Origin of the sequence: Levilactobacillus tangyuanensis (genome assembly GCF_003946545.1) — a bacterium.
Classification (GTDB): domain Bacteria; phylum Bacillota; class Bacilli; order Lactobacillales; family Lactobacillaceae; genus Levilactobacillus; species Levilactobacillus tangyuanensis.
Genome location: NZ_RHOA01000003.1, coordinates 157,739 through 184,018 on the forward strand (window position 1 = coordinate 157,739; position 26,280 = coordinate 184,018).

Genomic DNA, 26,280 nt, shown 5'->3' on the forward strand with positions numbered 1-26,280 from the left:
AACGTTATCCTGCAGAGAATTTTAAAAAGGTGGTACCGTGCATACCTGCGCCCTTGTCAATTGACAGGGGCGTTTTTTATTTTCTGTGAGATCGAGAAAGGAAGAGTGCATATGCGTTATCAACGGCCAAAAGGAACGGCGGATATCTTGCCAGGCGATTCAGAAACCTGGCAATTCGTCGAATCCACGGCGCGTCATCTGTTCTCAAACTATCGGTTTGCCGAAATTCGGACGCCCATGTTTGAAAACTTCGAAGTCTTCTCCCGAACCTCAGGAGATACCTCCGACATCGTTACCAAGGAAATGTATGATTTCAAGGACAAGGGTGACCGGCACCTGTCCCTTCGGCCAGAAGGAACGGCTGGCGTTGTTCGGGCCTTTGTTGAAAATAAGCTGTATGGTCCCGAAACAACCAAGCCTTACAAGGTCTATTACATGGGGCCCATGTTCCGTTATGAACGGCCACAATCAGGTCGGCAACGGGAATTCCATCAAATTGGGGTGGAAGCTTTTGGGAGTGATGCGCCTGAATTAGACGTAGAAGTCATTGCCTTAGGGATGGACTTACTGACACGGTTGGGCTTGAAACACTTGCGTTTAGCCCTGAATTCCCTGGGGGACCAGGAGACTCGTTCCGCCTACCGTCAGGCCTTGATTGATTTCTTGGAACCCCACTTCGATGAATTGAGTGATGACTCGAAGGTGCGGTTACACAAGAATCCATTGCGGGTCTTGGATAGTAAGGACGCCCATGACCAAGAATTGGTTGCGGATGCCCCATCAATCTTGGACTTCTTGACGCCAGAGGCGACGGAACATTTCAATCGGGTGAAGGCCAGTCTGGATAGTCTGGGCATTGATTACGATGTTGATGCCACCATGGTCCGTGGGTTGGATTACTACAACCACACCATCTTTGAAATCATGGCCGATTCACCAGCACTGGGCGAAGGTTACACGACCGTCTTAGCCGGGGGCCGTTACAACGGCTTGGTTGAAGAGCTTGGCGGTCCTGAAATGCCTGGGGTTGGTTTTGGTCTTGGTGTTGAACGCCTCGTCCTACTGATGCAGGCTGAAGAGGTGGCCATTCCAGACGCCCATCCATTAGATGTCTACGTGGTTGGCATTGGCGACGAGACGTCGGTTGAGACGTTGAAGGTCGTTCAGGCTATCCGGCACGCCGGCTTGACCGCCGACCGTGATTACCTGGCGCGTAAGCCCAAGGCCCAGTTCAAGACGGCTAACCGTTTGGACGCGCGCTATACTTTAACCATTGGCTCTCAGGAGTTGGCCGATCAAACGGCGCACCTGAAGTCCATGGCAACTGGTCAAGAAGTGACCGTTAAGTTGGCTTCAATTTATGACGACTTTCAGCAAGTCGTTGCGTCAGAGTTTAAAGAAGATTAGAGGGAGAATTCATGGAAAAGAATTTAAAACGAACCACCTACGCCGGTTTAGTTGACGAAGAATACCTCGACCAAACCGTTGTCCTCAAGGGCTGGGTTCAAAAGCGCCGTGACCTGGGTGGCTTGGTCTTTGTTGACCTGCGCGACCGTGAAGGCATTGTGCAATTGGTCTTCAGTGAAGATTACGACCAGGCAGCTTTCGAAGTTGCCGGCGATCTGCGGAGTGAATACGTCATCGAAGTCCAAGGGAAGGTTGTTTCCCGGACCGAAAAGGAAATTAACCCCGACATGCGGACTGGTAAGGTTGAAGTCCGGGTTTCCGGCATCAACCTGTTAAACAAGGCCAAGGAATTACCATTTGAAATCAAGGATGGCGTTAATGCTTCCGATGACCTGCGTTTACAGTACCGTTACCTTGACCTACGCCGGCCAGAAATGCAAAAGTCCCTGTTACTCCGGAACCGGATCGTTCAATCCGTCCACAGTTACTTCGACAAGAACGGTTTCATCGATATCGAAACGCCAGACTTGACCAAGTCAACGCCTGAAGGGGCCCGGGACTACCTGGTACCTTCACGGATCTATCCTGGTCACTTCTACGCCTTGCCACAATCACCACAATTGTTTAAGCAATTGCTGATGGGTTCCGGCTTCGATCGTTACTACCAAATTGCGCGTTGCTTCCGTGACGAAGACTTACGTGGTGACCGCCAACCAGAATTTACCCAAATCGACTTGGAAACGTCCTTCTTAACGGCCGAAGAAATCCAAGACTTGACCGAAGGGTTAATTGCCAAGGTCATGAAGGATACGCTGGGCGTCGACGTTACCTTGCCATTCGAACGCTTGGACTGGGATGACTCCATGGCTCGCTTTGGGACCGACCAACCGGACGTCCGCTTCGGGATGGAACTGAAGGACTTGTCAGGCATCATGGCTGACACCGACTTCAAGGTCTTCTCCGGTGCCGTTGAAAACGGCGGCCAAGTCAAGGCAATCGCCGTTCCCGGTGGTGCTGACCTGTACAGTCGTAAAGACTTGGACAAGTACGGCAAGTACATCGAACGCTTCGGCGCTAAGGGCTTGGCTTGGTTAAAGGTTACGGACGATGGCTTCAGTGGCCCAATCGCCAAGTTCTTTAAGGACGGCGACTGGTTCAAGCAAATTACCGACAAGACTGGTGCCAAGAGCGGCGACCTGTTACTATTCGCTGCCGACTCAAAGCGCGTTGTTGCCTCAACCTTGGGTTACTTACGTGTAGCCATTGCCAAGGAACAAGACATGATCGACCAAAATAAGTGGGCCTTCCTCTGGATCGTCAACTGGCCATTGTTCGACTACGATGTCGATTTGGAACGTTGGGTACCTGCCCATCACCCATTCACGATGCCTGCAGAAGGCGATGCTCACTACCTGAACGACGGCGAAGATCCACATAAGGCCTACGCTCAAAGTTACGACATCATCTTGAATGGTTTGGAATTAGGGGGTGGATCCATCCGGATTCACACTCGTGAACTGCAAATGAAGATGTTGAAGGCCTTAGGCTTTACACCTGAACGGGCCGAAAAGCAATTTGGCTTCCTCTTGAAAGCCTTAGACTACGGGTTCCCGCCTCATGGTGGTCTGGCCATCGGTTTGGATCGGTTTGCTCGCCTGTTAGCTAAGCGCGACAACATCCGCGACGTGATTGCCTTCCCTAAGAACTCGAAGGCCACGGAACCAATGACCAAGGCGCCATCGACCGTTTCCGACAAGCAATTGTTGGACCTGGACCTCTTGGTTGCAAAAAAAGAAGACGACGATTAATTAATCGCCAATAACCATTAAAACAGGGGGTCTCCTCGTCTTAATCCAATGTGATTAGGCGGGGAGGTCGCCTGTTTTTTCTATGGGGTGGTACCGGGGATGCTTGACGATCCGTCATAAAAGCCGTTTAATGGAAATATTAGAAAATGGAGTGATTAGAATGAGTAAAACGATTGAGACCGCCACTTTTGCCGGCGGTTGTTTCTGGTGCATGGTCCGGCCATTTGATTCATTACCCGGCATTGAGAAGGTCTTATCCGGCTATACCGGCGGCACCGTTGCTAATCCAACTTACGAACAGGTGAAGGCCCAACACACTGGCCACACCGAAGCGGTTAAAATCTGGTTTGACCCGAGCGTGATCAGCTATGAACAGCTGGTCAATCTCTACTGGCAACAGACCGATCCCACCGATGCCGGTGGTCAGTTCCAAGACCGGGGCAGTAACTATCGGCCGGTGATCTTTGTTAACAGTGAGGAGCAGGCGCGTGTCGCCACGGCGTCGCGGCAGGCGCTGCAAGATCGTGAACAGTTCGATCGGCCGATTGTGACGCAGATTCAGGTGGTGCAACCGTTCTATGTGGCGGAAGCCAACCATCAGGACTTTTATAAGAAAGACCCGCAGACCTTTGCGGAACAAGAAGCGGGCGGACGCGAAGCCTTCATCGCCCAGAATTGGTCCAAGGATTAGAACTCACTAAGAAATGGCGGGGGTCGCAACCGGTTGCCATCGATTAGTGTTACCCTAATTCACGCGACATAATTTTTATTTTAAAGTGAGGTCAGTTTTTAAATATGGAAAACATGCGGCAACTGATGCAACGCCACGTTTATACAACCAAGTTTTCCGTGGCCTTTTTCTACGGCGTACTGGTCTCGTTGGCGGTTAACTACTTCTGGACGCCGGGTCATATCTATTCATCCGGGGTTACCGGACTCGCTCAATTGGTTAACACCTTGACCATGAACGCCGGTATTTGGCATATCAGTACGGGGCTGGGTCTGTTCCTGATTAATATTCCCATGTTCGTGTTGGCTTGGAAGCAGGTTGGGAAGACCTTTACCTTCTTTACCTTCATTTGTGTTGTCTTCGCGTCGGTTATGATTCGCCTGATTCAGCCGATTCATTTGACGAATGACCCGATTATCTGTGCGATTTTCGGCGGGGCAATCAATGGGTTTGGTGTCGGTTTTGCCCTGAAGAATGGGATCTCTACCGGTGGACTGGATATCATCGGGATTGTGGTTCGTCGTAAGACGGGTCATAGTATCGGTAGCGTCAACATGGCCTTTAACAGTTTAATTGTTTTGAGTGCCGGGTTTGTTTATGGTTGGCCCTATGCGCTGTATTCGGCATTAGGGCTGTATGTGAGTGCCCGGGTGATCGACATGACCTTTACACGGCAGCAGCAATTGCAGGTGATGATCATCACGGACCGACCAAAAACGGTAATCGATTGCATTCAGAATCACTTGCAACGGGGAATTACGATTGTCCATGATGTCGAAGGGGCCTATCATCATGACGAGAAGACCATTCTCTTCACGATTATTACCCGTTATGAAATGGATGGCTTGGAAACAGCCATGGCGGAGGGTGACCCGGACGCATTCGTCAGTATCTCGCCGACGATTAAGGTCTTGGGGCACTTCACCGAATCCAAGTGGTGACGTTGCCAATCCGTTGAATTTAACGAAGAAACAGGGGCTGTGACGACCGTCGCAGCCCTTTTGTAAGCCAACCGTGGCTTTTTCGTGGGCTAACTTTCGGGTGGTTTGGCGGGTCAAGGGTGTGAATGTTAAAGCTTCTTAAAATTCGCTAGGATTGGGTTCGAGATGTGGTATAATTCTCGGTGTTATGGGTAGCGAAAATAAGTGATATTGGTGATTGACGTGAAAGAGATTTATTTATGGTTAGTACGACTGATGTCGCTCATGAGCAGTTGGCACCGAAAAAGTCAGGTGGTGTATCTGATGAGCTTCGGTGATAACGTGCCCTTTATAGAGGCGTTAGTGGCGGCATTGCCGGCGGGAACCAAAGTAACGGTGTTCTACCGACCACAGCAACAAGCGGCTGCAGAGCGGTTGGCACAGCAGGGCATCGAGACCGTGATTTTTCGGGATGATCTAACCTTTGTGTTCAAAGGGATTCCCCGGATTATGCGGGCCCGATTGGTCTTCTGTGACAACTACTATGCCTTCTTGGGTGGTCTAAGACATCCTAAGCAGATGCGGATTGTTCAAGTCTGGCATGCGGTCGGCGCGATCAAACGGTTCGGCTGGGATGACCCAACGACCGTTGACCGTTCCGCCAGTGATAAACGGCGATTTCAGGCGGTTTATGACCATTTCGATGAAGTGGTGGTGGCTTCCCCAGCGATGGGTCAGGTCTTCACCACGAGTTATCACCTCAGTTCCGATCGGATGCAAGTTCTCGGGTATCCGCGTTCGGACCGGCTGTTCGACCCCCAGTGGTTGACGGCTACTCGTGAGCGGGTTTATCGTGAGGCACCAGCATTGGCTGGTCACCGGGTCATCGTGTACGCGCCGACCTATCGGGAAGGCGTGACCTTTGCACCACCGGCAGGGTTAGCGGCTGCCCTGACCAGTGATCCAGACGCACGGGTCGTGGTGAAGCTTCATCCAGCATTAGCAGCTCAGTCACCGCATTTGCAGCAGGCATTAGGTGATCAACTTGTGACGGCAAAGGGCCTTAGCACAACGGAGTTACTGACAGTAGCGGAGACGCTCATCACAGATTATTCGTCGGTAGCCTTTGATTACAGTTTGTTGCCAAATGCGCACAGCTTGCTATTTTACTTATTTGATTTGTCGACCTATGAACTGGGACCAGGCGTCCAGCCAGATCTGTTTGACTGGTTGCCGAGTCCAGCCTTGACCGACAATGAGCAATTAACCACCGCCATCCAGCAGGATGCGGCGGTCGACTTTACCCAATTCAATTCTCATTGGAATAGGGCCAACGACGGGGAGGCCACGCAACGCGTGGTGGCTCGATATGTTGCGTTACTAGCCAATTAATTAAAGGAGTGCAGTGCCTTGAAAGAGGTCATAACCTTAATAAAAGAACAGGTCTCCAGCGTGGGGATTATTTTACGGATTTCGCGGTATGAGGATCAAGCGAGCTACCAAAGTCACTACTTAGGTTTAATGTGGGAATACTTATATCCGTTGATTCAGATTGCGATCTACTGGTTGGTCTTCGGTGTCGGGTTGAAGCATGGTAAGCCATTGCAAGGGATCGGTTACCTTCCTTGGATGGTTATCGGGATTTCACCTTGGTTCTTTATGAACCGGGCCACGTTGGATGCGTCAAAGAGTATCTTCCAACGGGTTAACATGGTTGCCAAGATGAAATTTCCAATTTCAGCCTTACCAACCATCAAGGTGGTTAGTAATCTGAGCTCCTTCTGGACGATGATGGTCTTCTCCATCTTTATCGGTCTGTTGAATGGGGTTTATCCAAAGGTTTCTTGGTTCCAATGGATTTACTACTTCTTCGCTATGATCTGTTTACTCGTGGCCTTAGGGGTCTTAAATTCCTGTATCAGTGTGCTGGTCCGCGACTATCACATCCTGCTTCAATCGTTGATGCGGATGTTATTTTACATGTCCGGTGTGTTGTTTAACTTCGTCACGACTTCCTTCCCAGCACCATTTGTTCACTTGCTGGAATTGAACCCGTATTACTACATTGTTTCCGGGTTCCGGGAATCCTTTATCGGAACCGGTTGGTTCTGGCAACGGCCAGTAATGACGCTTGAATTTTGGTCATTCGTCTTCATCGTGCTGTTAGTCGGTTCTCACCTGCACTTCAAGTTCCGTTCACGTTTCGTTGATTTAATCTAATTGAAAGGAGCAACTGCCACATGACTAATGGTGTTCAAAAACTCATCCAGTCATTAAAATTAGTTGCTCGTTATGGGCTCATCGTGATGAACGATGGGCTTATTTGTTTACCTATAAAACGACGACTAATTATCTTTGAAAGCTTCAACGGCAAGGATGTCAATGACAATCCGGCCGCGATTTACCGAAAGCTTGTAGCCGAACATCCAGAATACCGGGAAACAGCGTACTTCAGCGTGAAGCCTCGAGAGTATCAGCAACTCCACCAACAGTATCCGGATATTCAGTTGGTCAAGCGCTTCACGCCACATTGGGTCACCCTAATGGCCCGAGCCGAGTTCTGGGTCTTGAACTCGCGCTTGCCCAATTGGTGGCATAAGAATCGGCGAACCAAGACCATTCAGACCTGGCATGGGACACCATTAAAGAAATTGGGAACTGATATCGACCGCGTGGCGATTCCGGGAACATCTACGCAAGCCTATCATGCCGAGTTTGTTAAGGCGGCCCATCAGTGGGACTATCTGATTGCCCCTAATCAATACTCACAGGATATTTTCAAGCGGGCCTTTGGGTTTAATGGCAAGTTCTTATCGATTGGTTATCCTCGGAATGATGTCCTATATCGGGACAACCAGCCCGCTAAGATTCAACAGTTAAAACAAACATTAGTGGGGAATACACCGGGCCCAGTCATCACCTATGCGCCAACGTGGCGGGACGACATGGCCGTGCGGCCGGGGGTCTATAAGTTTGACTTGCCCTTTGATCTGGCGACCTTTTTTGAACACGTTCCGGTGGGAACGCATCTGATTATCCGGCCACACTATCTGGTTAAGGATGCGGTCAACATCAAGGGGTTTGAGGATCGGGTTTCGGTGCTCGCGGATGCGGATATCGCCGAGCTCTATCTCATCACAGACCTCCTGGTGACGGACTATTCTTCCGTGATGTTTGATTTCGCTAATCTACAAAGGCCCGAATTGTTCTTTGCCTATGATCTGGAACACTATCGTGATCAACTTCGCGGCTTCTACTTTGATTACCAGAGTGAGCTGCCAGGACCACTGGTAACGACTGCAACGGCCTTTTATCAACAATTGGATGAATGGACCAAGCAGGGGGGCTTTCCAGCATACGCGGCCAAACAGGCGGCCTTTCAGCATGAGTTCTGTGATTGGGAGGATGGCACGGCTAGTGATCGGGTTGTCCGTATAATGGTTCAAGGAAAGGATGACCAGAATGTCTGAATTTTTAATCGGGTCACACGTTAGCATGAAGGGTAAAGACATGTTGCTAGGGTCCGCACGGGAGGCGGCCAGCTTCGATGAGAATGTGTTCATGGTCTATACGGGCGCGCCGCAAAACACGCGGCGGAAACCGATTGATGAGTTGAACATTCCAGCTGGCCAGGCCTTTATGCGGGAGCACGATCAGCCGGCCGTTGTCGTGCATGCCCCGTACGTCGTCAACTTGGGTAATACAACTAAGCCACAAAACTATGCCTTTGCCGTTGAGTTCTTAACGGCCGAAGTCCAACGGGCGGCTGCCTTAGGGGCCACGCAGATTGTCCTGCATCCCGGTGCTCATGTGGGGGCGGGTGCCCCGGCGGCCATTACCCAGATTGCCCAGGGCCTGGATGAAATCTTTGCTGCGGCCCAGGAACCCGTTCAGATTGCCTTGGAAGCGATGGCCGGCAAGGGAACCGAGGTCGGTCGTACCTTCGAAGAATTGGCGGCCATTATGGCGGCAACCAGTGCCAATGACCGGTTATCGGTCTGTTTCGATACCTGTCATACTAGTGACGCTGGCTACGATATTGCCACTGATTTTGATGGCGTCTTGAATGAATTTGACCATGTGATTGGGATCGATCGGCTTAAGGTCATTCATTTGAATGATTCGAAGAATCCCCAGGGTAGCCATAAGGATCGGCATACGAACATTGGGTTAGGTACCTTGGGTTTTGACGTGCTGAATAGCATCGCGCATCATCCCCAATTAACCGCCGTGCCAAAAATCATGGAAACCCCTTTAATTGGTCCCGATCGTAAACATGGGTTGAATCCCCACGGGTACGAAGTGGCCATGCTTAAGCATCAACAATTCAATCCGGACCTGGAAGCCGATGTCTTGGCTGAAAAGCCGGTTGACGAATTTCTAACCCGTTAGTTCATGCGGGTCGCCGGGTAACGAAGCATGAGGCGATCAAAAAAACAGGTCGTGACAAGGTCACGACCTGTTTTGTCTATTCAAACGATTTAGTTAGTCGGCGAGTGGGTGGGGAATGAGGTCGAAGTCGAGACTCTCCATGATGAGGGTCGCCGTTTCTTCAATAGACTTATTGGCCACATCGATGACGAGGCAGCCGATCTTCTTATAGATGCGTTGCGCATAGGCCAATTCTTCCTTGATCTTATCCGTATCGGAATAGGCGCTATTGGCAGGTAGGCCATAAGACAACATCCGCGCTTGCCGAATTTTACGCAAGGTTGCCGGTTGATTGGTTAGGCCGAAGATCCGCTTGGGGTCGACCCGCCATAATTCCTCTGGAATCTGGGTCTTAGGCGATAATGGCAAGTTGGCCACCCGAAGGTTACGGTTTGCTAGGAACAGAGACAAGGGCGTCTTTGAGGTGCGTGAGACGCCAAGGACCACGATGTCTGCCTTCAACAGGCCGGCAGGATCCTTACCATCGTCGTAGGTGACGGCGAATTCCATCGCGGCAATCCGGTCGAAGTAGGTATCGGTCAGGTTGTGCACGAGACCAGGGACCCCCTCTGGCTGAAGCTGAGTGGCATCCTGGAGAACCTTCATGGCCGGTTGAATACAGTCAAACTGTTGCAGCTGGTTATTGGCCGCAAAGTCCCGGACCCGTTGGCTGAGTTTTCCATTCACGAGGGTGTGAAAAATCATGGCATGTTGTTTGTTTGCCAAATTTAGGATGCCCTCAAGAATCGAGTTGGTTTGAATAAAAGGGAATCGTTGGTAACTTGCTTCGATGGCTGGAAATTGCGAAACGGCCGTTTGCGCCACGGTCAGGGCGGTTTCACCGGATGAATCAGAGATGATAAAGATTGTAATAGGTGACATAATGGCAGACTCCTCTGGTGTTTTCCCTTAGTTTACCGCCCGGGAGCAGAAGGTTCAAATTTTATTTGCTGGCATTATTGACGTGGTTTCTGTGTTTATGTATAATAGTTAGGAACCGTTGCACTGGTGGTGTTTAGCCAACCAGTGTTATTATTTGTGCTCGGAGGGAGGGAATTTTATATGGCAAAGACAGTCGTTCGCAAAAACGAGTCTTTTGACGACGCTCTTCGGCGCTTCAAACGTACGGTTTCCCGTAGCGGTACTTTACAAGAATACCGTAAGCGTGAATTTTACGAAAAACCAAGTGTGAAGAAAAAGTTAAAATCAGAAGCTGCGCGTAAGCGTAAGGCCAAGAAGAAGCGTTTCTAAGCTCTTTTTGCAATTCTAATAAAAGCCGCAGGACAATTTGTCCTGCGGCTTTTTGTTAATCATTTGTGATGATAACCTTGCCAATCATGCGGTTGGATTCAACCAGGGCATGGGCGGCTCTTAGGTTGGCCGCGTTGATCGGTGACAGGGTTTTATTCAGGGTGGACTTGAGCTTGCCGGCATCCAGTAGTTCTTGGATGCGGGTCAAAATGACATGTTGACTCGTCATGTCTGGGGTTTCATAGAGAGATTTGGTATACATCCATTCCCAGGCAAAGGTCGCGCGCTTTTGTTTTAGGGCGCGCAAATCAATTGGGGTGTCGCTTCCCGTGATCGAAACAATATGACCGCTGGGCTTGATGAGGGCCACAATCTCCGCCCAGTGTTGGTTAAGGTTACTGAGCTCGACGATATAGTCGACCGTTTGAAAACCGAGGTCGTGAACCTGGGCGACAACGTCCTCACGATGGTTTACCACGTAATCGGCACCGTGATTCTGAGTCCAGGCAGTAGTCTCGGGCCGAGAGGCGGTGGCGATCACGGTTAATCCGGCTAGGTGAGCCAGTTGGGTGGCCATTGAACCAACACCACCGGCGCCATTGATGATTAGGACGGTGTGTCCGGCATTTTCCTTTGGTGAATCGAAATTAATCTGTAGTTGTTCGAATAACGCCTCCCACGCCGTTAACGAGGTCAGTGGCACGGCGGCAATTTCCGCCGGCGTGAGTGTCTTTGGGGCCGGGCCAACAATTCGCTCATCCACCAAATGGTATTCACTGTCCGTTCCAGGCCGGATGAACGATCCAGCGTAAAAGACCCGGTCGCCTGGCTTAAAGAGGCTGACGGCGTCGCCAACGGCCGTCACGGTCCCATAGGCATCCCAGCCGATGACCTTAGGTCGGTCGAGCCGTTCGGTGGTTCCGCGTCGAACCCCGGTATCGACCGGATTGACCGAGGTGGCGTGAATCTTCACCAAGAGGTCGTGACCCTTGGGGACTGGACGGGGTTCGAAGAACTCGAAAAGACTCTGTTCATTTTCAATTGGTTGGTTGTGAGTGAAGCCAATGGCACGCATGTCTGGCATGACAAAACTTCCTTTCTGATAGCTTAAGCGTAACTGAACCACGAGTAGAAAGCTACCATTATTATTGATTTCTTTTGGTGGGACTAACGGGCGAATTTATTAACTGACGGCGTTAACAATAAGGTGTAAACTAGACCTTATCAACGAAATTTAGGAGGAACTGACATGAGTTTAGAAAACCAACTCAACACGGATTTAAAGACGGCCATGAAGGCCCACGACAAATTATCTCTGAATGTGATTCGGATGATGAAAGCGGCCTTAACCAACGAACGCGTTAAGCAGGGCCACGAGTTAACGGCGGATGAAGAGTTAGCGGTTGTCTCACGTGAAATGAAACAACGTAAGGAATCCTTAGCCGAATTCAAGAAGGGTAACCGGGATGACCTGGTTGCCGGTGTTGAAGCGGAAATCGAAATTGTGAAGAAGTACGCTCCTAAGCAATTGGATGCCGATGAGGTGACAAAGATCGTTGCCGACAGCATCGCCAAGGTTTCGGCTAGCGGCATGGGTGACTTTGGTAAGGTCATGGGTGTCGTGATGCCACAAGTTAAGGGCAAGGCCGACGGTGCGTTGGTCAACCAAACGGTAAAGGCCCAACTGAACAAGTAATGACGCAAGAGAGTGGGACAGAAGGCGGTTAGTCAATGAGCATTAACGTCGATAGACGAATAATCCCGGTTTTGGATTTTTTGTCTATCGGGGTTAAGCGGAGTTGACTGCCTTTTGTCGCACGTTTCCGCAATATACGTTCGGAGCGCACGAAGGGTCTGAGACTTTTGTCCCAGACCCTTTTATTGGTAACGAAGAGAACGGGAGGGTCCGTAATGACCTTAACTTATGAACGGATGAGCTTGCCATTGACGCCGGCTCTGAATGACCTATTGTTGTTGGCCGATCCGAGTCAGCGGTTGGTTGATGGTTATCTAGCAACTAGTGCGATCTATGCGGCCAACGATCGTCAAGGCTTGGCTGGCGTGCTGGTTCTTCAGCGTCAATCGGATCTGGTCGTTGAGGTCAAGAATGTGGCCGTGTCACCGGCAAAGCAACGGCGGGGCTACGGCCAGGCCTTGATCCAATTTGCGCTACAGTGGGCCATTGAGCATGGGTACCGCACGGTGCGCATCGCAACCGGGACCACGAGTTTAACGCAGTTATACCTCTATCAGAAATGTGGCTTCCGGGTCGTTGGGGTGGTGCCTGATTATTTCACCACGCATTACGGCCAGTCGATCACGGGAAATGGGTTGCCACTACGGGATCGCTTAATTTTGGAGAAAACCATCAGCTTGCCACGATTACCGATTAATTAAGGCTGAATTGCTGGGCTACGTGAAACTCAGTCAATTCTAATGCTGAGGGGTTTTCGCGTCGAATACTTTTACAATCCCCGGTGGTATGCTAAAATTTGACTATCAGTACCGCAAAAAATAAAGATGAAGGAGCCACCATATTTGACTGAAAACGCGACGATTGAAAAAGAATATATTTTGGAGCGCCCAGAGGACGAAGCTGCCTTGTTGGGCGCTCAGGATCAGTTTGTAACCTTGCTTGAAGAAGGCCTAAACGTGACCATCAAGCCCTTTGGGAATTCAATCAAGGTGGCTGGTGTCGCGGCAGCGGTGGACGATACTCTGGCAATTTTGCGGAGCATGAGTGATCTGCTCGCCAAGGGCATTCGCTTGAACAGTGCCGATGTCATTAGCGCCATGAAGATGGCCGACAAAGGGACGCTCACGTACTTTAAAGACTTTTACACCGAAACCTTGATTAAGGATGCCAAGGGCCGCGCAGTGCGGGTTAAGAACTTTGGCCAACGCCAATATATTGATGCCATTAAGCATAACGATATTACCTTTGGCATTGGCCCGGCCGGGACCGGGAAAACGTATCTGGCCGTGGTCATGGCCGTCTCTGCCTTGAAGCATGGGGATGTTGAGAAGCTCATCATCACCCGGCCAGCGGTTGAGGCCGGTGAAAGCCTCGGGTTCCTACCCGGTGACCTGAAGGAAAAGGTCGATCCCTATCTGCGGCCAATCTACGATGCGCTGTACGCCATCCTGGGTGCCGAACATACGACGCGCCTCATGGATCGTGGGGTCATCGAAATTGCCCCGTTGGCTTACATGCGTGGGCGGACGCTGGAATCGGCCTTCGTCATCTTGGATGAAGCGCAAAACACCACGAACATGCAAATGAAGATGTTCCTGACGCGGTTAGGCTTTGGGTCCAAGATGATTGTCAATGGAGATATCTCCCAGATTGATTTGCCGAACAACGCCCGTTCCGGGTTAGTTCAGGCCCAACACATTTTACAAAACGTCAGTCACATTAAATTTGTGACGTTTAACGCCGACGATGTGGTGCGGCACCCAGTGGTTGCTCGCATCATTAACGCCTATGAAGCAAACGATACTAAACCAAATGGAGCTAAAAAATAATGGATTTAGAGATTTACGATAAGACCAAAGATGGTGTACCCGCTAAGCACGTTGAGATGATTCGCGACGTCTTGGAATACGCCGGCAAGTACATCAAACTTGCCGAGAATACGGAAATGTCGGTAACGTTAATGAATAATGAAGATATTCATCAGATCAACAAACAGTACCGGGGCGTTGATCGGGCCACCGACGTGATTAGTTTCGCCATTGAAGACGATGACGAAGAGGCCGATGAATTCCCATTGATTTTGGATGATGATATGGCAGCGGAGATTCCCGAAAATATTGGTGATATCTTCGTTTCTATGGATAAGGTTGAAGAGCAGGCAGAATACTTGGGCCACTCCTACGAACGGGAACTCGGCTTCCTGGTGGTCCATGGATTCTTACACTTGAACGGCTATGACCACATGGAACCGGAAGACGAAAAGGTCATGTTCAAGCTGCAAGCCGACATCTTAGACGCGTATGGGCTCAAACGATAAACCAACGCGTCAAACCGGCAAGAACCATGCTTTTTTGCAGTCGTTAGGCCATGCGTGGGATGGCCTGCGGTCGCTCTTTCACTATGAACGAAACTTTCGTAAACACCTGGTTCTTGGCGCGGTTACCCTTATCCTTGGGGTGGCGCTTCAGGTCTCGTTGACCGACTGGTTGTGGCTGGTCATGGCCATCTTCTTGGTGTTGTTCTCGGAAACGTTGAACACGATTGTTGAGGCGGTGGTTGACCTCGTTGTCGGCACAACGTATCATGATCTGGCCAAGCGGGCGAAGGATATCGCCGCTGGTGGGGTCTTATTGGCGGCTTTCTTTGCCGTCATCGTGGGGGCAATTATTTTGCTACCCGCACTATTGAAACGGTTTTAACTGGAGGAAAAAATGGATAACCCAAACTATAAATCAGGATTTGTGGCAATCGTTGGTCGGCCTAACGTTGGTAAATCAACGTTTTTAAACCGGGTCATTGGTCAAAAGATTGCGATCATGTCAAATACGGCACAGACCACTCGAAACAAGATTCAGGGGATTTACACCACCGATGAATCACAAATCGTCTTCATCGATACTCCTGGGGTGCATAAGCCCAAGAGTAAGCTGGGGGACTACATGGTGAAATCGGCCATGTCTGCTCTGAATGAAGTCGATGCCGTCTTATTCATGGTTAACGCCACGGAGAAGCGTGGTGCCGGGGACAACTTTATCATTGACCGGTTAAAGGATGTTAAGGCGCCAGTCTATCTGTTGATTAACAAGATTGACCAGGTTCATCCAGACGATCTGCTGCCCGTCATGGAACAGTACCAAACGGCCTTACCATGGCAGGCGGTTTACCCAATTTCCGCGTTGGAAGGCAATAATGTCGATGACCTGTTGACCGGACTGGTTGACCAGATGCCTAACGGGCCTCAGTATTATCCGGCCGACCAAGTCACCGATCACCCCGAACGCTTCGTTGTCAGCGAATTAATCCGGGAAAAAATCTTCATGTTGACGCGTGAAGAGGTGCCACATTCAGTTGCGGTTGAAATCGAAAGCATGAAGCAAAAGGATGAGGACCATGTCCACATCGAGGCCACCATCATCGTGGAACGTCCCACTCAAAAGGGGATCATGATCGGTAAGGGCGGCAGCATGCTAAAGAAGATTGGGACCATGGCTCGACAAGACATTGAACACTTGTTGGGTAGCAAGGTCTACCTGCAGCTGTGGGTCAAGGTTCAGCCTAATTGGCGGGACAAGTCCACGCTGTTGAAGTCCTACGGTTACCGCAAGGATGACTTATAAAAAACAGCTTTAACTTAGAAAGTGGGGATGACTGTGGCTCGAAATGTAACGGACTTTCACGGCATCCTTTTGTTTCGGCGGGACTATGCCGAGCGAGATTTTCTGATCAAGTTTTTAACGCAAGAATTTGGGAAGAAAATGTTTCTAGTGCGGGGGGCCAAGAAGAAGGGCTATAAGATGGTCGCCGATATCCTGCCGTTCACGGTGGGGAGTTACGTTGGCGATATTGCCGACGACGGCTTGTCTTACATCCGCACGGCCCGCGAAACCAGTCAGTATCAGAATATCAGTACCGATATTTTTAAGAATGCGTATGCCACCTACATCATGAGTTTGGTGGATGCGGCCTTTCCCGACAGTGAACCGTTGCCAACGTGGTATCACCGGGTCCAACGGGCACTGACGTTGATCGACGACGGGGTGAATGCCGCCATCGTCACGAATATCATGGAGATTCAGCTGATGCCGGCCTTCGGGGTGGCGCCGCAGCTTCAGGGGTGCGTGATTTGTGGCCGCAACGATCTGCCATTCGATTATTCGGAAAGCTACGGGGGACTGCTGTGTCAGCAGCATTGGCAAATGGACCCGCGGCGGTTGCAGTTGGCCCAACGAACCATTTATTATCTGCGGCAGTTCTCGGTACTGGATCTAGACAAATTGCATACCATTGACGTGAAGCCCCAGACGGAACACGCGCTGCGGCAGTTGATGGATGAAATCTATGATAGCCAGATCGGGGTGCACCCCAAGAGCAAGCGTTTCTTGGATCAGATGCAAACTTGGTCGGCCAAGTTGACGATGCCTGAACCGGGATCGTCGGCCGATTCTAATCAGTCTTAAAGGTGTAAAGGGACCCGAAAATGAGGTCCCTTTTAGTTTGCTTAAAATTCGAGGAGAACGGCGAACTTTTTAAAATTGTTACGGTTAATAGTCATTGTCCGAATGACAGTTAAGCTAATCCTTCGTAGCAGATTGTCTGGGCTTGAGTTCAGTGAGTTTGGTGCGGCATTATCGGCCAAGTTATAGGGATAAACGTTGACCCCGTTGGTAATTTTTGCGGCCTGATCATTTGAATAAATCGTGCTACGATGGGGTTTATGAGTAAGTAAGCCGATAATGGCATGATGGAACTTGGGCTGTTGGTGGCGAATGACGGAGGACGATTAAACAATGCGGATTGATCAACGACAAGTGAAGCGCCAAGGCACCTATCGCGCCTGGCTATTTGCCGGGGTGACCCTGGCGGCCTTGAGTACCGGATTAATGCTCACGACACCGGCCAATGCTGCTACGGAACCGGTCGTATCTCAGGACTCGGAACCTAAAGCGAACACGGTTAAGCCGGTGGTGCCGGCAAGTACCGACGATGGCGACCAGTCGGCCGGTCAAAGCAACGAAAATAGCGGTGACCCATTGACCAACGAAAAAAAACAATCCGCTGATGGAACCGGTGACCTGGCTGACAAGAATGGTTCTGTGGATAAAAAAGTCACGACAACTGCCGTGAATAACCACTACCAGCGCAGGAGCCGGGCGCTGGACATCCCGGCGGCGCCCACCAACAATGCCACTGTGACGACACCCGATGCCACGGGTGCGGACACCGCGGGAATTCAGTATGCCTTGAATAGTGACAATACTAGCTATACGGTGACGGGATACACGGGCGATGCGACGGCGATCAGCATCCCGGACCAATTTGAAAACCTTAATGTCACGGCGATTGCCGACAAGGCGTTTGCCAATGGTAAGTTAACCAGTGTGACCATCGGTGACAAGGTGGGCACCATTGGCGAGAGTGCCTTTGCCAATAATAAATTGACCAGTCTGACCATCGGCAACGAAGTTCAGACGATCGGGGCCTCCGCATTTGAAAATAATTTACTGGCATCCATCGACTTTCGAGCTAACCAGACGGGTAGTGGCTGGCTTTGGAAGATCGGTGCGGCGGCCTTTAAGGGTAACCAGTTAAATGGGACATTGACCCTACCCGTTGGAATAGCAGAGATCGATACATCTGCATTTGAAAATAACCTATTAGAATCAATTGATTTCAAAGGTGTTCAAGCGGGAAGTACGTCACTCTGGGACATTGAGAAGGCGGCCTTTAAAAACAATCGGTTAAAAGGCATCTTAAAGTTACCAGCTGGAGTTAAGAACATTGGTGATTCTGCCTTCGAAGGCAATGATCAGGATGATGGCAGCGAAAATCAGTTAACCGGTATCGATTTTGGTGTGCGGCCGCTTAATCCTGATGGGACGAATCTCAGTCTGACCATCGGTGTAAATAGTTTTAGCTATAATGCCTTGACGAGCATCGCCTTGCCAGATGGAACGACCTCGGTGGGTGACACTGCTTTTTCCTACAATCAACTTGTCACGGCAACGTTGGGGACGGATCTAACCACCATTGGCAATGGGGCGTTTCTGCACAACTTGTTACAGACCATTACCATCCCTAAAAATGTTAACCCGATTGGTAATACGGCGTTTGCCCATAATTCACTGACTGAAGTGACGTTTTTTAATGGCAGGCTAGACACCATTGGTGTTGGGGCTTTTTCAGAGAACAGTATTACTAGCTTAAAAATTCCCGATAGCGTCACGACCATTCAAGGCTCTGCTTTTACAGAGAACCCTCAATTAACCAGTTTGCAATTGGGTAATCAAGTGGATACGATTGGCAGCGCCGCGTTTGGTGGAGATGCGATTAGCGGTAATCTAACTTTCCCTGATTCTGTAAGGGTCATTGGGGACAGCGCTTTTGCCGGCAATAAACTAACGGGAGTCACGTTCGGCAATCAACACACCTCTAAGCTGGAGACCATCGGCTCGGCCGCCTTTGTGGGCAACCCCGGCTTGACAGGTGAGCTGATCATTCCTGACAAGGTTAACTTCATTAACGCTGGCGCGTTCTCTGGAGACGCCTTGACCGGGATCGACTTTGGTAAGAGTACTGGGACCATCGGCAATGGTGCCTTCACCAACAATAAACTGGTGGGGACCTTAACGTTGTCGGATGGGATTGAACACATTAATGATGCCGCCTTTCAAAATAATGGTCTGACCGGATTAAAGTTGGGGCAGGACTTAATGACCATCGGAGACGAGGCCTTTGCTGGCAACCAGATTGCTGGTGACTTGGTCATTCCTTCAAAAGTGACCTCAATTGGCGAACAGACCTTCACCGGGAATCAGTTGACTCGGTTAACGCTCGGTGATAGCGTGGCGTCCATTGGGACGTCGGCCTTCGCCGATAATGCCTTAACCGGTGACATCTTGCCGGACGACGATATCAGTGCTGAGCACGTGTTAATGATTCCCGCTAGCGTGACCTCGATTGGCAAAACGGCCTTTGCCGACAACGATCTCGGTGGCGTCACCTTTGCCGGAACCGTCGATTCGATCGACAACGAGGCCTTCGCCGGCAACAACCTGCAGAAAATTCAGGCGGCCGATCCCGTCACCCACCTGGGTGATCAGGCCTTTGCCGATCAACAAACCCTCACCGCCACGGTGGGCCACGCCAATGATCAGCTGACGGGCGTGAAGGCAGCCATCGCAGCGACCTTGAAGCTACAGAACTTCGCCCTCACGGATCCGATGGTCTTTACCTATAACGGGACACCGCTAAGCTATGATTCCACGACGGATCGGTTGAGCCTGCCCAGCGGGATTACCGGGACCAGCATGGTCCTAACTCTGAGTTCGGGGACTATCGGTCAGGACACCGATCACTCCGGTAACTATGGGGTTAATCAGTTAACCCTTAAATGGTCGGATTCAAGTAGTGGTGGCGATTCTGCGAAGACCGATCCGGTATCTCCGGATAAGCCCACGACACCGATCCACCCGGTCGATCCGGGGAAGAAGCCAGCAGTCAAACCGACGAAGCCCAAGGATAGGAAGGGCAATCATCATCGCTCACCAAAAACGTCGCAGACGCCCTTGGCTGGGCATGGCCGTTCGGCGGCAAGTGCCACCGGCTGGACTTATTGGACTGATCGTGACGGAGCCAAGCAAGGCTTGACGAAACAACGGTCGGATCATTCGACAACCGGTCAACACCAGGCGGCCGCTGAGTTACCACAAACCGACGAATCCGCGACCGCTTGGTCTTGGATTGGCACCATGCTCCTGACGATTCTGAGCTGGTTGGGACTGGCCGATCGTCGGCGCCAACGGTAAGGATTTCAGCTAAACTCATTGACAAGCCTGAGCCAGACGACTATTATGAAAAACAGTTAAATAAGTCGATTATGATGAATGAAAAACACAGCGGTTATTTTCAGCGAATCCGGGATAGTGCTAGCCGGATAGTAGTTTCTGTGGGTTGGCACATTCGGAGTCGTTTCCAATAAAGCTGCTAGTCCACGGACTAGAAGTAGGGTGGAACCGCGAAATTAAAACTTCGTCCCTACGTGAATTTGCCTTAGTGAATTCTCGTAGGGACTTTTTTTGCGCTTATTTATTAACCAAGTTAGCCACATTGATTGAATCACATCATTTGAGGAGGAAACGCACCCATGACAGAAAAACTGTCCATGCAAGAAATCATCTTGACGCTACAGCAGTATTGGTCCGCACAGGGCTGCATGCTGATGCAAGCTTACGATACTGAAAAAGGGGCCGGTACCATGAGCCCTTACACCTTCCTACGGGCGATTGGGCCAGAACCCTGGAACGCCGCTTACGTTGAACCATCACGGCGACCAGCCGACGGGCGTTACGGGGAAAACCCTAACCGGTTGTACCAACATCATCAATTCCAAGTGGTTATGAAGCCTTCACCAGACAACATTCAGGAGCTTTACCTGAACAGTCTGCAAGAATTAGGCATTAACCCTCTCGAACACGATATTCGCTTCGTTGAAGATAACTGGGAAAACCCATCTATGGGTTGCGCCGGTGTTGGTTGGGAAGTTTGGTTGGACGGGATGGAAATCAGCCAGTTTACCTACTTCCAAGTCGTTGGGGGAATGGAAGTCGATCCCGTGACCTCCGAAATCACCTATGGGTTGGAACGGTTGGCTTCCTACGTTCAAGACGTGAACTCCGTCTTTGACCTGGAATGGGCCGATGGCGTTAAGTATGGGGACATCTTCAAGGAACCCGAATACGAACACTCCAAGTACAGCTTCGAAGAAAGCAATCAGGCCATGTTATTACGGCACTTCGATGAATATGAAGACGAAGCTAAGAAACAAATTGCAAATGGCTTGGTTCACCCAGCTTATGATTATGTCCTGAAGTGCAGCCACACCTTTAACCTGTTGGATGCCCGTGGGGCCGTTTCCGTTACCGAACGGGCCGGCTACCTTTCACGGATTCGGAACATGGCCCGGGCAATTGCCAAGGCCTTCGTTGCCGAACGGAAGAAGCGTGGTTTCCCATTGATCAAGGATGACCAGGTACGACAAGCATTATTAGCGGACGAGGAGGCCAAATAATGGCACACACATTTTTACTAGAAATCGGTTTGGAAGAAATGCCAGCCCACGTGGTCACACCGGCCATTAAGCAACTGGTTAAGCGAACCGCGGACTATTTGAAGGAACAGCGCGTGGCCTATGACGACATCAAGCCATTCTCAACCCCACGCCGGTTGGCCCTGTTAATCAGTGGCTTAGCCGACAAGCAAGACGACATCAGCGAATCCGTTAAGGGTCCTGCCAAGAAGATTGCTCAGGACGCCGATGGCAACTGGAGCAAGGCTGCCATTGGGTTTACCCGGGGCCAAGGGCTGACGCCAGACGATATCACCTTTAAGGAAATCAAGGGAACCGAATACGTTTACGTCGACAAGTTTATTGCCGGCGAACCCGTTGCTGCGGTTCTGGCAGGGTTAAAGGATGTCATCACGGCGATGACGTTCCCAACCATGATGAAGTGGGGCGACCATCACTTTGAATACATCCGGCCAATCCGTTGGTTAGTGGCCTTGTTAGATGCCGACGTCATTCCCTTTAGCATTCTGGACGTGACGACCGACCGCAATACCCGCGGCCATCGCTTCCTCGGCAAGGACATCGAACTGAAACAGGCGGGCGATTACGAAGCCGACCTAACCAGTCAATTTGTCATTGCCGATGCCGACAAACGTAAGGCCTTGATCAAGACGCAAATCGACAAGATTGCCACGGATAACCAGTGGACGGTCAACGTCGATGCCGGCCTCTTGGAAGAAGTTAACAACTTGGTTGAATGGCCAACGGCCTTTGCCGGGAGCTTTGACGAAAAGTACCTGACCATTCCAGAAGAAGTGTTGATCACCTCAATGCGAGATCACCAACGGTTCTTCTACGCGCGGGATGCTAGCGGCAAGTTATTGCCTAACTTCATCTCCGTTCGTAACGGGAACGATCATGACTTGCAAAACGTGGTTGCCGGGAACGAAAAGGTTCTGACGGCGCGGTTGGAAGATGCCATGTTCTTCTACACCGAAGACCAAAACAAGACGATTGCCGACTATGTTGAACGGTTGAAGTCGGTTAGCTTCCATGACAAGATCAGTACCATGGCTGAAAAGATGGCCCGGGTGACGGCCATTGTGGGCGTCTTAGCCAAGCATTTTGACTTAAACGATGCCCAGACGAAGGCGGCTTTGCGTGCCAGTGAAATCTACAAGTTTGACCTGGTTACCGGGATGGTCGGTGAATTCGCCGAACTTCAAGGGGTTATGGGTGAGAAGTATGCCCTGCTTGAAGGCGAAGATCCTGCCGTTGCCCAAGCCATTCGCGAACATTACGAACCAATCTCTGCCGATGGCGCCTTGCCAGCTTCCGTGCCCGGTGCCGTCCTGGCATTGGCCGACAAGCTCGACAGTATCCTGACGTTCTTCGCCGCCGGAATGATTCCTAGTGGTTCCAACGATCCTTACGCCCTGCGTCGCCAGGCAACGGGGATTGTGCGGATTGCTCGCGACCAACAGTGGTCTCTGCCAGTTGCCGACTTGGCACGGGATGCCATTGCCGCCGAAACGGCCGCTAACGTGGCACCAGACCTGGACCAAACGGCCCAAGTCGAAGCGTTAGTCAACTTTGTTAAGGACCGGATTCGGAAGATCTTGCGTTCCAGCAAGCAACGGCACGACATTATTGCCGCCGTTACCGAAGGTTCCAGCAGTGACGTCTTGCAGATCTTCACGGCGGCCAATATCTTGGCAAGCCACGCCGATGATGCCAACTTCAAGGATGTCATTGAATCCCTGACGCGGGTCATCCGGTTGGCCCAGAAGGCGCCAGCCGAATTGGCTACGGCCAAGGTTAACCCCGATCTGTTTAATAACGACAGTGAAGGGGCCTTGGATCAAGGCGTTGCCAAGGTTGCTGCGGCTGCCGATCAGGGCTTAGATGCGCTGTACGCTAGCCTGGCTGACATTCAACCAACGATTGCGGCCTACTTTGACGCAACCATGGTGATGGACAAGGATGAAGCCGTTAAGAACAACCGGCTCACGGAACTTAGTCATTTGGCTCAGTTAGCGCTGACCTTGGGTGACCTGGACCAGTTAGTCGTCAAGTAGCCACCATTTGATTAACCGTCATTTAATTAAATTGATTAATGAGTTAGCGAGAGTCTGGGATTAATCCCAGACTTTTTTGTTAGGGCATCTGCTTTTAACGTTAAGGAATTAACCAATGGACGTGGTGCGGATCGATTGAAAAATTTCGTGCGTGAGGCCATGCTCACGATAGTTGGTGGGGACTGTCAGTTCAATCGAGCAAGAGGGATGATTGAGAATGTTTAAAACGAAGGTGTCTGCTAAGTGGCAGTGGGGAATTCGACTCTTGAATCTTGGCCTCTTAGCGTTAATCGATCTGTTTCAGCGGTTGTCGGTGCGATTCGGGACGATTCAACCGGCGCGCTCGGTGACCAGTCTCTTGTGGTTTACGTTGATCGCGTTGGTGGCGATCAGCCTGCCGATGATTATTCCTAGCAGTCTTAGGGAGCGGCTAGCGGAACGGGTTCAAACGGAATTGCCCTTTGACTTGAACGTCGTGCTATTCTTATATAGTCTCGTTTTTCTCATTTGGCCACGAGCCTTATTGACGACTCGTCAACCCCATCAAGTGGGCGTTATCGCCATGATCGTTCTGTCGATTATTGCCGCCATCTTGCCCTATGTTCCCCGCAATCGGTTGGTGGGCATTCGGATTCCGTGGACCTATAACTCGCCGGTCATTTGGCACAAGGTGAATGTGCTGGGCGGGCAGGTGATGTTAGTCGTTTCGTTGCTGAGTCTCTTAGCCTTTGGCATCAACCAATCCTGGTTTATCGTTATCCTAACGATTGGCACCGTGGTGCTGGTTGGAACGACCATTTGGTATGGCTACGAGTTAGCCAAGTGACCGATTAAAATTTACCAAAAAATAGCAGCCAAACCATCGTAAAATACCCGGTATTTTTCTCCCAGAACCGCGAGGCCTAAGTGTTGACACCGGCCGTAATAGGAGTAGTATGTATAGTGTATTTTTACGCACGTAGGCCAATTAAAGAGTCGCACTTTTCGGGAGCCCGGGGTGCGACTTTTCATAGCTTTTAGCGCGATGGCGCTCACGGTAAGGGAGTGATGGTTTGGCAAAGATACCCGAAGACGTGATTGAAACGGTTCGAACGGCGACCAACATTGCTGATGTGGTTGGCCAATATGTTCAGCTTAAGAAGTCTGGAAAGAATTTGTTTGGCCTCTGTCCGTTTCATGAGGAACGGACGCCATCATTTTCAGTAGCGGAAGATAAACAAATTTTTCATTGTTTTAGTTGCGGCCGTGGGGGCAACGTGTTTAAGTTCTTAATGGAACTCGAACACGTGAGCTTCCCGGAAGCCGTCGTCAAGGTCGCTGACTTTAGTCACGTCGACTTGGCCAGCGAATATCGGCAAGACGCTAATGGTCCTGCCGTGGATTCCAAGACCAGCCAACTGATTGACCTGCAGGAGCAGGCGGCGAAGCTGTATCATCATATCCTGATCAATACCGAGATGGGTGAGCCGGCGTTAACCTATCTGCACGATCGGGGCCTTACGGACGAAACCATTGAGACCTATCAGTTGGGATTCGCGCCAGCCAAGCGGTTATTGAAACCGTTCTTTGACGGCCGGGACGCGGATTATCAGCTATTGCGACAGTCGGGTCTGTTCATTGAGAACGCTGATGGCGAGCTCAGGGACCGTTTTACCGAGCGGGTCATGTTTCCCTTGCGGAATGCTAGCGGTCATGTTGCAGCATTCTCGGGGCGCTTGTTACAGGTCACGGATGGCCAACCGAAGTACTTAAACAGTCCGGAGACGGCCTTGTTTAACAAGAGTCGGTTATTATTCAACTTTGACCTGGCGCGACCGGCGATCCGGCAACACGGTGAGGTGACGTTGTTTGAAGGCTACATGGACGTGATTTCTGCCGCCCAGGCGGGGGTTCAAAATGGGATTGCTTCCATGGGGACCAGCCTGACGACCGAACAGATTTACGCGATCGAACGGACGACGGATAAGCTCAACGTATGTTACGATGGTGATGAGCCCGGTCAACGGGCCATCGCTCGGGCACTCACTTTGTTAGGGCAGCACAGTCATTTACAGTTGAGTGTTATCCAATTACCCGAGGGGCAAGACCCCGACGAGTATCGGCGAGCTAACGGTGACGAGGCCTTTCGACAGATGTTGCAAACGGCCAAGGAAACCCCGATTCGTTTCCATCTGCGGTACTTACGGCGCAATCGCGCCCTGGATACCGACAGTGAACGACTGGACTATCTGCAGCAGATCATGCCGCTCTTAGCTCAGGTGAAGGAACCGGTGGAACTCGATCTGTACCTGAACCAATTGGCCAGCGAATTTCAGTTGGACAAGTCGGCCCTGATGGCCCAACTCAAGCAAACGCAGCGGTCTTCCGCGGCCGAGCAGGAGCGGCAGCGTCCGGCACAGACGCCAACGCGTCAGGAACCACCGGTGATGGTTCATCAGCAGCAACGGCCGTTGAATCGGCTGGAACGGGCCGAACGAGGCCTCCTGTACCGGTTGTTACATGATCGGAACGTCTGGGCTCGGGTGAGCTCGGTTCCCGACTTTTGCTTCGTGCATGATGACTATCAAGTTATTTACACGCTGGCTCAAGGGTACTTTCAAACCCATCAGGTGTACCAGAGCGCTCAGTTCACTGACTTTATTCAGGAGGACCGCCTGCAGCAACTGGTGATTGACTTGGAAACCATGAACATGACCGTGGCCGTCACCGAACGCGAGATTGATGATTATCTCGCGGTGATTATGACCGACGCACCGGTGGAAGAGCAGCTCCGACAAAAGAAGAATCAATTGGCAGAAGCCTCACGATTGGGTAATGCCGAACAACAACAGCAATTAGTGATTGAAATTGTTCGCTTGGAGCAACAACGCCAGGCGAACAAGCAAGTTTAATCTA

23 protein-coding genes are annotated in these 26,280 nt (G+C 50.9%); 21 read left to right on the forward strand and 2 right to left on the reverse strand.

Annotated elements, in window-relative coordinates; translation table 11 throughout:
• The first annotated feature begins 111 nt into the window (after window positions 1–111).
• From hisS to EKM96_RS04045, 8 genes are all read left to right on the forward strand, one after another.
• A complete protein-coding gene (hisS, locus tag EKM96_RS04010) occupies window positions 112–1,407 on the forward strand; it encodes a histidine--tRNA ligase (protein ID WP_125640060.1) in 1,296 nt (431 codons plus the stop codon).
• An 11-nt stretch (window positions 1,408–1,418) separates the two neighbouring features.
• A complete protein-coding gene (gene aspS / locus EKM96_RS04015; RefSeq protein ID WP_125640064.1) occupies window positions 1,419–3,215 on the forward strand; it encodes an aspartate--tRNA ligase in 1,797 nt (598 codons plus the stop codon).
• Window positions 3,216–3,375: 160 nt separating this feature from the next.
• Window positions 3,376–3,906 carry a peptide-methionine (S)-S-oxide reductase MsrA gene (msrA, locus tag EKM96_RS04020; RefSeq protein WP_125640067.1) on the forward strand — a complete coding sequence of 177 codons (531 nt, stop codon included), beginning with the start codon at window positions 3,376–3,378 and terminating at the stop codon, window positions 3,904–3,906.
• A 104-nt stretch (window positions 3,907–4,010) separates the two neighbouring features.
• Window positions 4,011–4,886, forward strand: coding sequence for a YitT family protein (locus tag EKM96_RS04025; protein ID WP_125640070.1), 876 nt, complete (start codon window positions 4,011–4,013; stop codon window positions 4,884–4,886).
• 222 nt (window positions 4,887–5,108) lie between these two features.
• Window positions 5,109–6,257 (forward strand): CDP-glycerol glycerophosphotransferase family protein, encoded by a 1,149-nt coding sequence (locus EKM96_RS04030; protein WP_225417588.1) that lies wholly within the window; start codon window positions 5,109–5,111, stop codon window positions 6,255–6,257.
• An 18-nt stretch (window positions 6,258–6,275) separates the two neighbouring features.
• Complete coding sequence (locus EKM96_RS04035) at window positions 6,276–7,085, forward strand: ABC transporter permease (RefSeq protein WP_125640073.1); 810 nt, start codon at window positions 6,276–6,278, stop codon at window positions 7,083–7,085.
• Between the two features lie 20 nt (window positions 7,086–7,105).
• The gene (locus EKM96_RS04040) at window positions 7,106–8,335 is read left to right on the forward strand and encodes a CDP-glycerol glycerophosphotransferase family protein (protein WP_125640076.1); all 1,230 of its coding nucleotides are present in this window, start codon (window positions 7,106–7,108) and stop codon (window positions 8,333–8,335) included.
• Window positions 8,328–9,257, forward strand: coding sequence for a deoxyribonuclease IV (locus EKM96_RS04045; RefSeq protein ID WP_125640079.1), 930 nt, complete (start codon window positions 8,328–8,330; stop codon window positions 9,255–9,257). The genes EKM96_RS04040 and EKM96_RS04045 overlap by 8 nt, the downstream gene beginning before the upstream one ends.
• A 93-nt stretch (window positions 9,258–9,350) precedes the next feature.
• Here the strand turns inward: EKM96_RS04045 and EKM96_RS04050 are convergent, their stop codons facing one another.
• Complete coding sequence (locus EKM96_RS04050; RefSeq protein ID WP_125640082.1) at window positions 9,351–10,178, reverse strand: pyruvate, water dikinase regulatory protein; 828 nt, start codon at window positions 10,176–10,178, stop codon at window positions 9,351–9,353.
• Window positions 10,179–10,358: 180 nt separating this feature from the next.
• Here EKM96_RS04050 and rpsU point away from each other — a divergent pair, with 180 nt between their 5' ends.
• Entirely contained in the window at window positions 10,359–10,547 is a 189-nt protein-coding gene (gene rpsU, locus EKM96_RS04055) for a 30S ribosomal protein S21 (RefSeq protein ID WP_011667518.1), read from the forward strand.
• Between the two features lie 55 nt (window positions 10,548–10,602).
• On the opposite strand, the gene EKM96_RS04060 is transcribed toward rpsU, so the two are convergent.
• On the reverse strand, window positions 10,603–11,631 hold the full coding sequence (locus EKM96_RS04060; protein ID WP_125640085.1) for a zinc-binding alcohol dehydrogenase family protein: 1,029 nt from the start codon (window positions 11,629–11,631) through the stop codon (window positions 10,603–10,605).
• 165 nt (window positions 11,632–11,796) lie between these two features.
• Here EKM96_RS04060 and EKM96_RS04065 point away from each other — a divergent pair, with 165 nt between their 5' ends.
• From EKM96_RS04065 to dnaG, 12 genes are all read left to right on the forward strand, one after another.
• Window positions 11,797–12,243, forward strand: coding sequence for a GatB/YqeY domain-containing protein (locus EKM96_RS04065; protein WP_125640088.1), 447 nt, complete (start codon window positions 11,797–11,799; stop codon window positions 12,241–12,243).
• 215 nt (window positions 12,244–12,458) lie between these two features.
• Window positions 12,459–12,944 carry a GNAT family N-acetyltransferase gene (locus EKM96_RS04070; RefSeq protein ID WP_125640091.1) on the forward strand — a complete coding sequence of 162 codons (486 nt, stop codon included), beginning with the start codon at window positions 12,459–12,461 and terminating at the stop codon, window positions 12,942–12,944.
• A gap of 141 nt (window positions 12,945–13,085) precedes the next feature.
• A complete protein-coding gene (locus EKM96_RS04075; protein WP_125640094.1) occupies window positions 13,086–14,072 on the forward strand; it encodes a PhoH family protein in 987 nt (328 codons plus the stop codon).
• Window positions 14,072–14,560 carry an rRNA maturation RNase YbeY gene (gene ybeY, locus EKM96_RS04080; RefSeq protein ID WP_125640097.1) on the forward strand — a complete coding sequence of 163 codons (489 nt, stop codon included), beginning with the start codon at window positions 14,072–14,074 and terminating at the stop codon, window positions 14,558–14,560. The genes EKM96_RS04075 and ybeY overlap by 1 nt, the downstream gene beginning before the upstream one ends.
• Window positions 14,544–14,942, forward strand: coding sequence for a diacylglycerol kinase family protein (locus EKM96_RS04085; protein WP_125640100.1), 399 nt, complete (start codon window positions 14,544–14,546; stop codon window positions 14,940–14,942). Before ybeY ends, EKM96_RS04085 begins: the two co-directional genes overlap by 17 nt.
• 12 nt (window positions 14,943–14,954) lie before the next feature.
• Window positions 14,955–15,860, forward strand: coding sequence for a GTPase Era (era, locus tag EKM96_RS04090; RefSeq protein ID WP_061777200.1), 906 nt, complete (start codon window positions 14,955–14,957; stop codon window positions 15,858–15,860).
• Window positions 15,861–15,887: 27 nt separating this feature from the next.
• Entirely contained in the window at window positions 15,888–16,700 is an 813-nt protein-coding gene (gene recO / locus EKM96_RS04095; RefSeq protein ID WP_164510969.1) for a DNA repair protein RecO, read from the forward strand.
• A 330-nt stretch (window positions 16,701–17,030) separates the two neighbouring features.
• Complete coding sequence (locus EKM96_RS04100) at window positions 17,031–20,048, forward strand: leucine-rich repeat domain-containing protein (RefSeq protein ID WP_125640106.1); 3,018 nt, start codon at window positions 17,031–17,033, stop codon at window positions 20,046–20,048.
• Between the two features lie 338 nt (window positions 20,049–20,386).
• Entirely contained in the window at window positions 20,387–21,310 is a 924-nt protein-coding gene (glyQ, locus tag EKM96_RS04105) for a glycine--tRNA ligase subunit alpha (protein ID WP_125640108.1), read from the forward strand.
• Entirely contained in the window at window positions 21,310–23,385 is a 2,076-nt protein-coding gene (glyS, locus tag EKM96_RS04110; RefSeq protein ID WP_125640111.1) for a glycine--tRNA ligase subunit beta, read from the forward strand. Before glyQ ends, glyS begins: the two co-directional genes overlap by 1 nt.
• Window positions 23,386–23,602: 217 nt before the next feature.
• Window positions 23,603–24,211: an SdpI family protein gene (locus tag EKM96_RS04115; protein ID WP_125640114.1), complete on the forward strand. Its 609-nt coding sequence runs from the start codon at window positions 23,603–23,605 to the stop codon at window positions 24,209–24,211.
• Between the two features lie 226 nt (window positions 24,212–24,437).
• Window positions 24,438–26,276, forward strand: a complete 1,839-nt coding sequence (gene dnaG, locus EKM96_RS04120; protein ID WP_125640117.1) for a DNA primase — start codon at window positions 24,438–24,440, stop codon at window positions 26,274–26,276.
• The last annotated feature ends 4 nt before the right edge of the window (window positions 26,277–26,280 follow it).

What these genes read in the sequence shown, in the direction of transcription:
- hisS (WP_125640060.1), top strand. Translation starts at nt 112, where the DNA reads ATGCGTTATCAACGGCCAAAAGGAACGGCGGATATCTTGCCAGGCGAT.
- aspS (WP_125640064.1), top strand. Translation starts at nt 1,419, where the DNA reads ATGGAAAAGAATTTAAAACGAACCACCTACGCCGGTTTAGTTGACGAA.
- msrA (WP_125640067.1), top strand. Translation starts at nt 3,376, where the DNA reads ATGAGTAAAACGATTGAGACCGCCACTTTTGCCGGCGGTTGTTTCTGG.
- EKM96_RS04025 (WP_125640070.1), top strand. Translation starts at nt 4,011, where the DNA reads ATGGAAAACATGCGGCAACTGATGCAACGCCACGTTTATACAACCAAG.
- EKM96_RS04040 (WP_125640076.1), top strand. Translation starts at nt 7,106, where the DNA reads ATGACTAATGGTGTTCAAAAACTCATCCAGTCATTAAAATTAGTTGCT.
- EKM96_RS04045 (WP_125640079.1), top strand. Translation starts at nt 8,328, where the DNA reads ATGTCTGAATTTTTAATCGGGTCACACGTTAGCATGAAGGGTAAAGAC.
- EKM96_RS04050 (WP_125640082.1), bottom strand. Translation starts at nt 10,178, where the DNA reads ATGTCACCTATTACAATCTTTATCATCTCTGATTCATCCGGTGAAACC.
- rpsU (WP_011667518.1), top strand. Translation starts at nt 10,359, where the DNA reads ATGGCAAAGACAGTCGTTCGCAAAAACGAGTCTTTTGACGACGCTCTT.
- EKM96_RS04060 (WP_125640085.1), bottom strand. Translation starts at nt 11,631, where the DNA reads ATGCCAGACATGCGTGCCATTGGCTTCACTCACAACCAACCAATTGAA.
- EKM96_RS04065 (WP_125640088.1), top strand. Translation starts at nt 11,797, where the DNA reads ATGAGTTTAGAAAACCAACTCAACACGGATTTAAAGACGGCCATGAAG.
- EKM96_RS04070 (WP_125640091.1), top strand. Translation starts at nt 12,459, where the DNA reads ATGACCTTAACTTATGAACGGATGAGCTTGCCATTGACGCCGGCTCTG.
- ybeY (WP_125640097.1), top strand. Translation starts at nt 14,072, where the DNA reads ATGGATTTAGAGATTTACGATAAGACCAAAGATGGTGTACCCGCTAAG.
- EKM96_RS04085 (WP_125640100.1), top strand. Translation starts at nt 14,544, where the DNA reads ATGGGCTCAAACGATAAACCAACGCGTCAAACCGGCAAGAACCATGCT.
- era (WP_061777200.1), top strand. Translation starts at nt 14,955, where the DNA reads ATGGATAACCCAAACTATAAATCAGGATTTGTGGCAATCGTTGGTCGG.
- recO (WP_164510969.1), top strand. Translation starts at nt 15,888, where the DNA reads ATGACTGTGGCTCGAAATGTAACGGACTTTCACGGCATCCTTTTGTTT.
- EKM96_RS04100 (WP_125640106.1), top strand. Translation starts at nt 17,031, where the DNA reads ATGCGGATTGATCAACGACAAGTGAAGCGCCAAGGCACCTATCGCGCC.
- glyQ (WP_125640108.1), top strand. Translation starts at nt 20,387, where the DNA reads ATGACAGAAAAACTGTCCATGCAAGAAATCATCTTGACGCTACAGCAG.
- glyS (WP_125640111.1), top strand. Translation starts at nt 21,310, where the DNA reads ATGGCACACACATTTTTACTAGAAATCGGTTTGGAAGAAATGCCAGCC.
- EKM96_RS04115 (WP_125640114.1), top strand. Translation starts at nt 23,603, where the DNA reads ATGTTTAAAACGAAGGTGTCTGCTAAGTGGCAGTGGGGAATTCGACTC.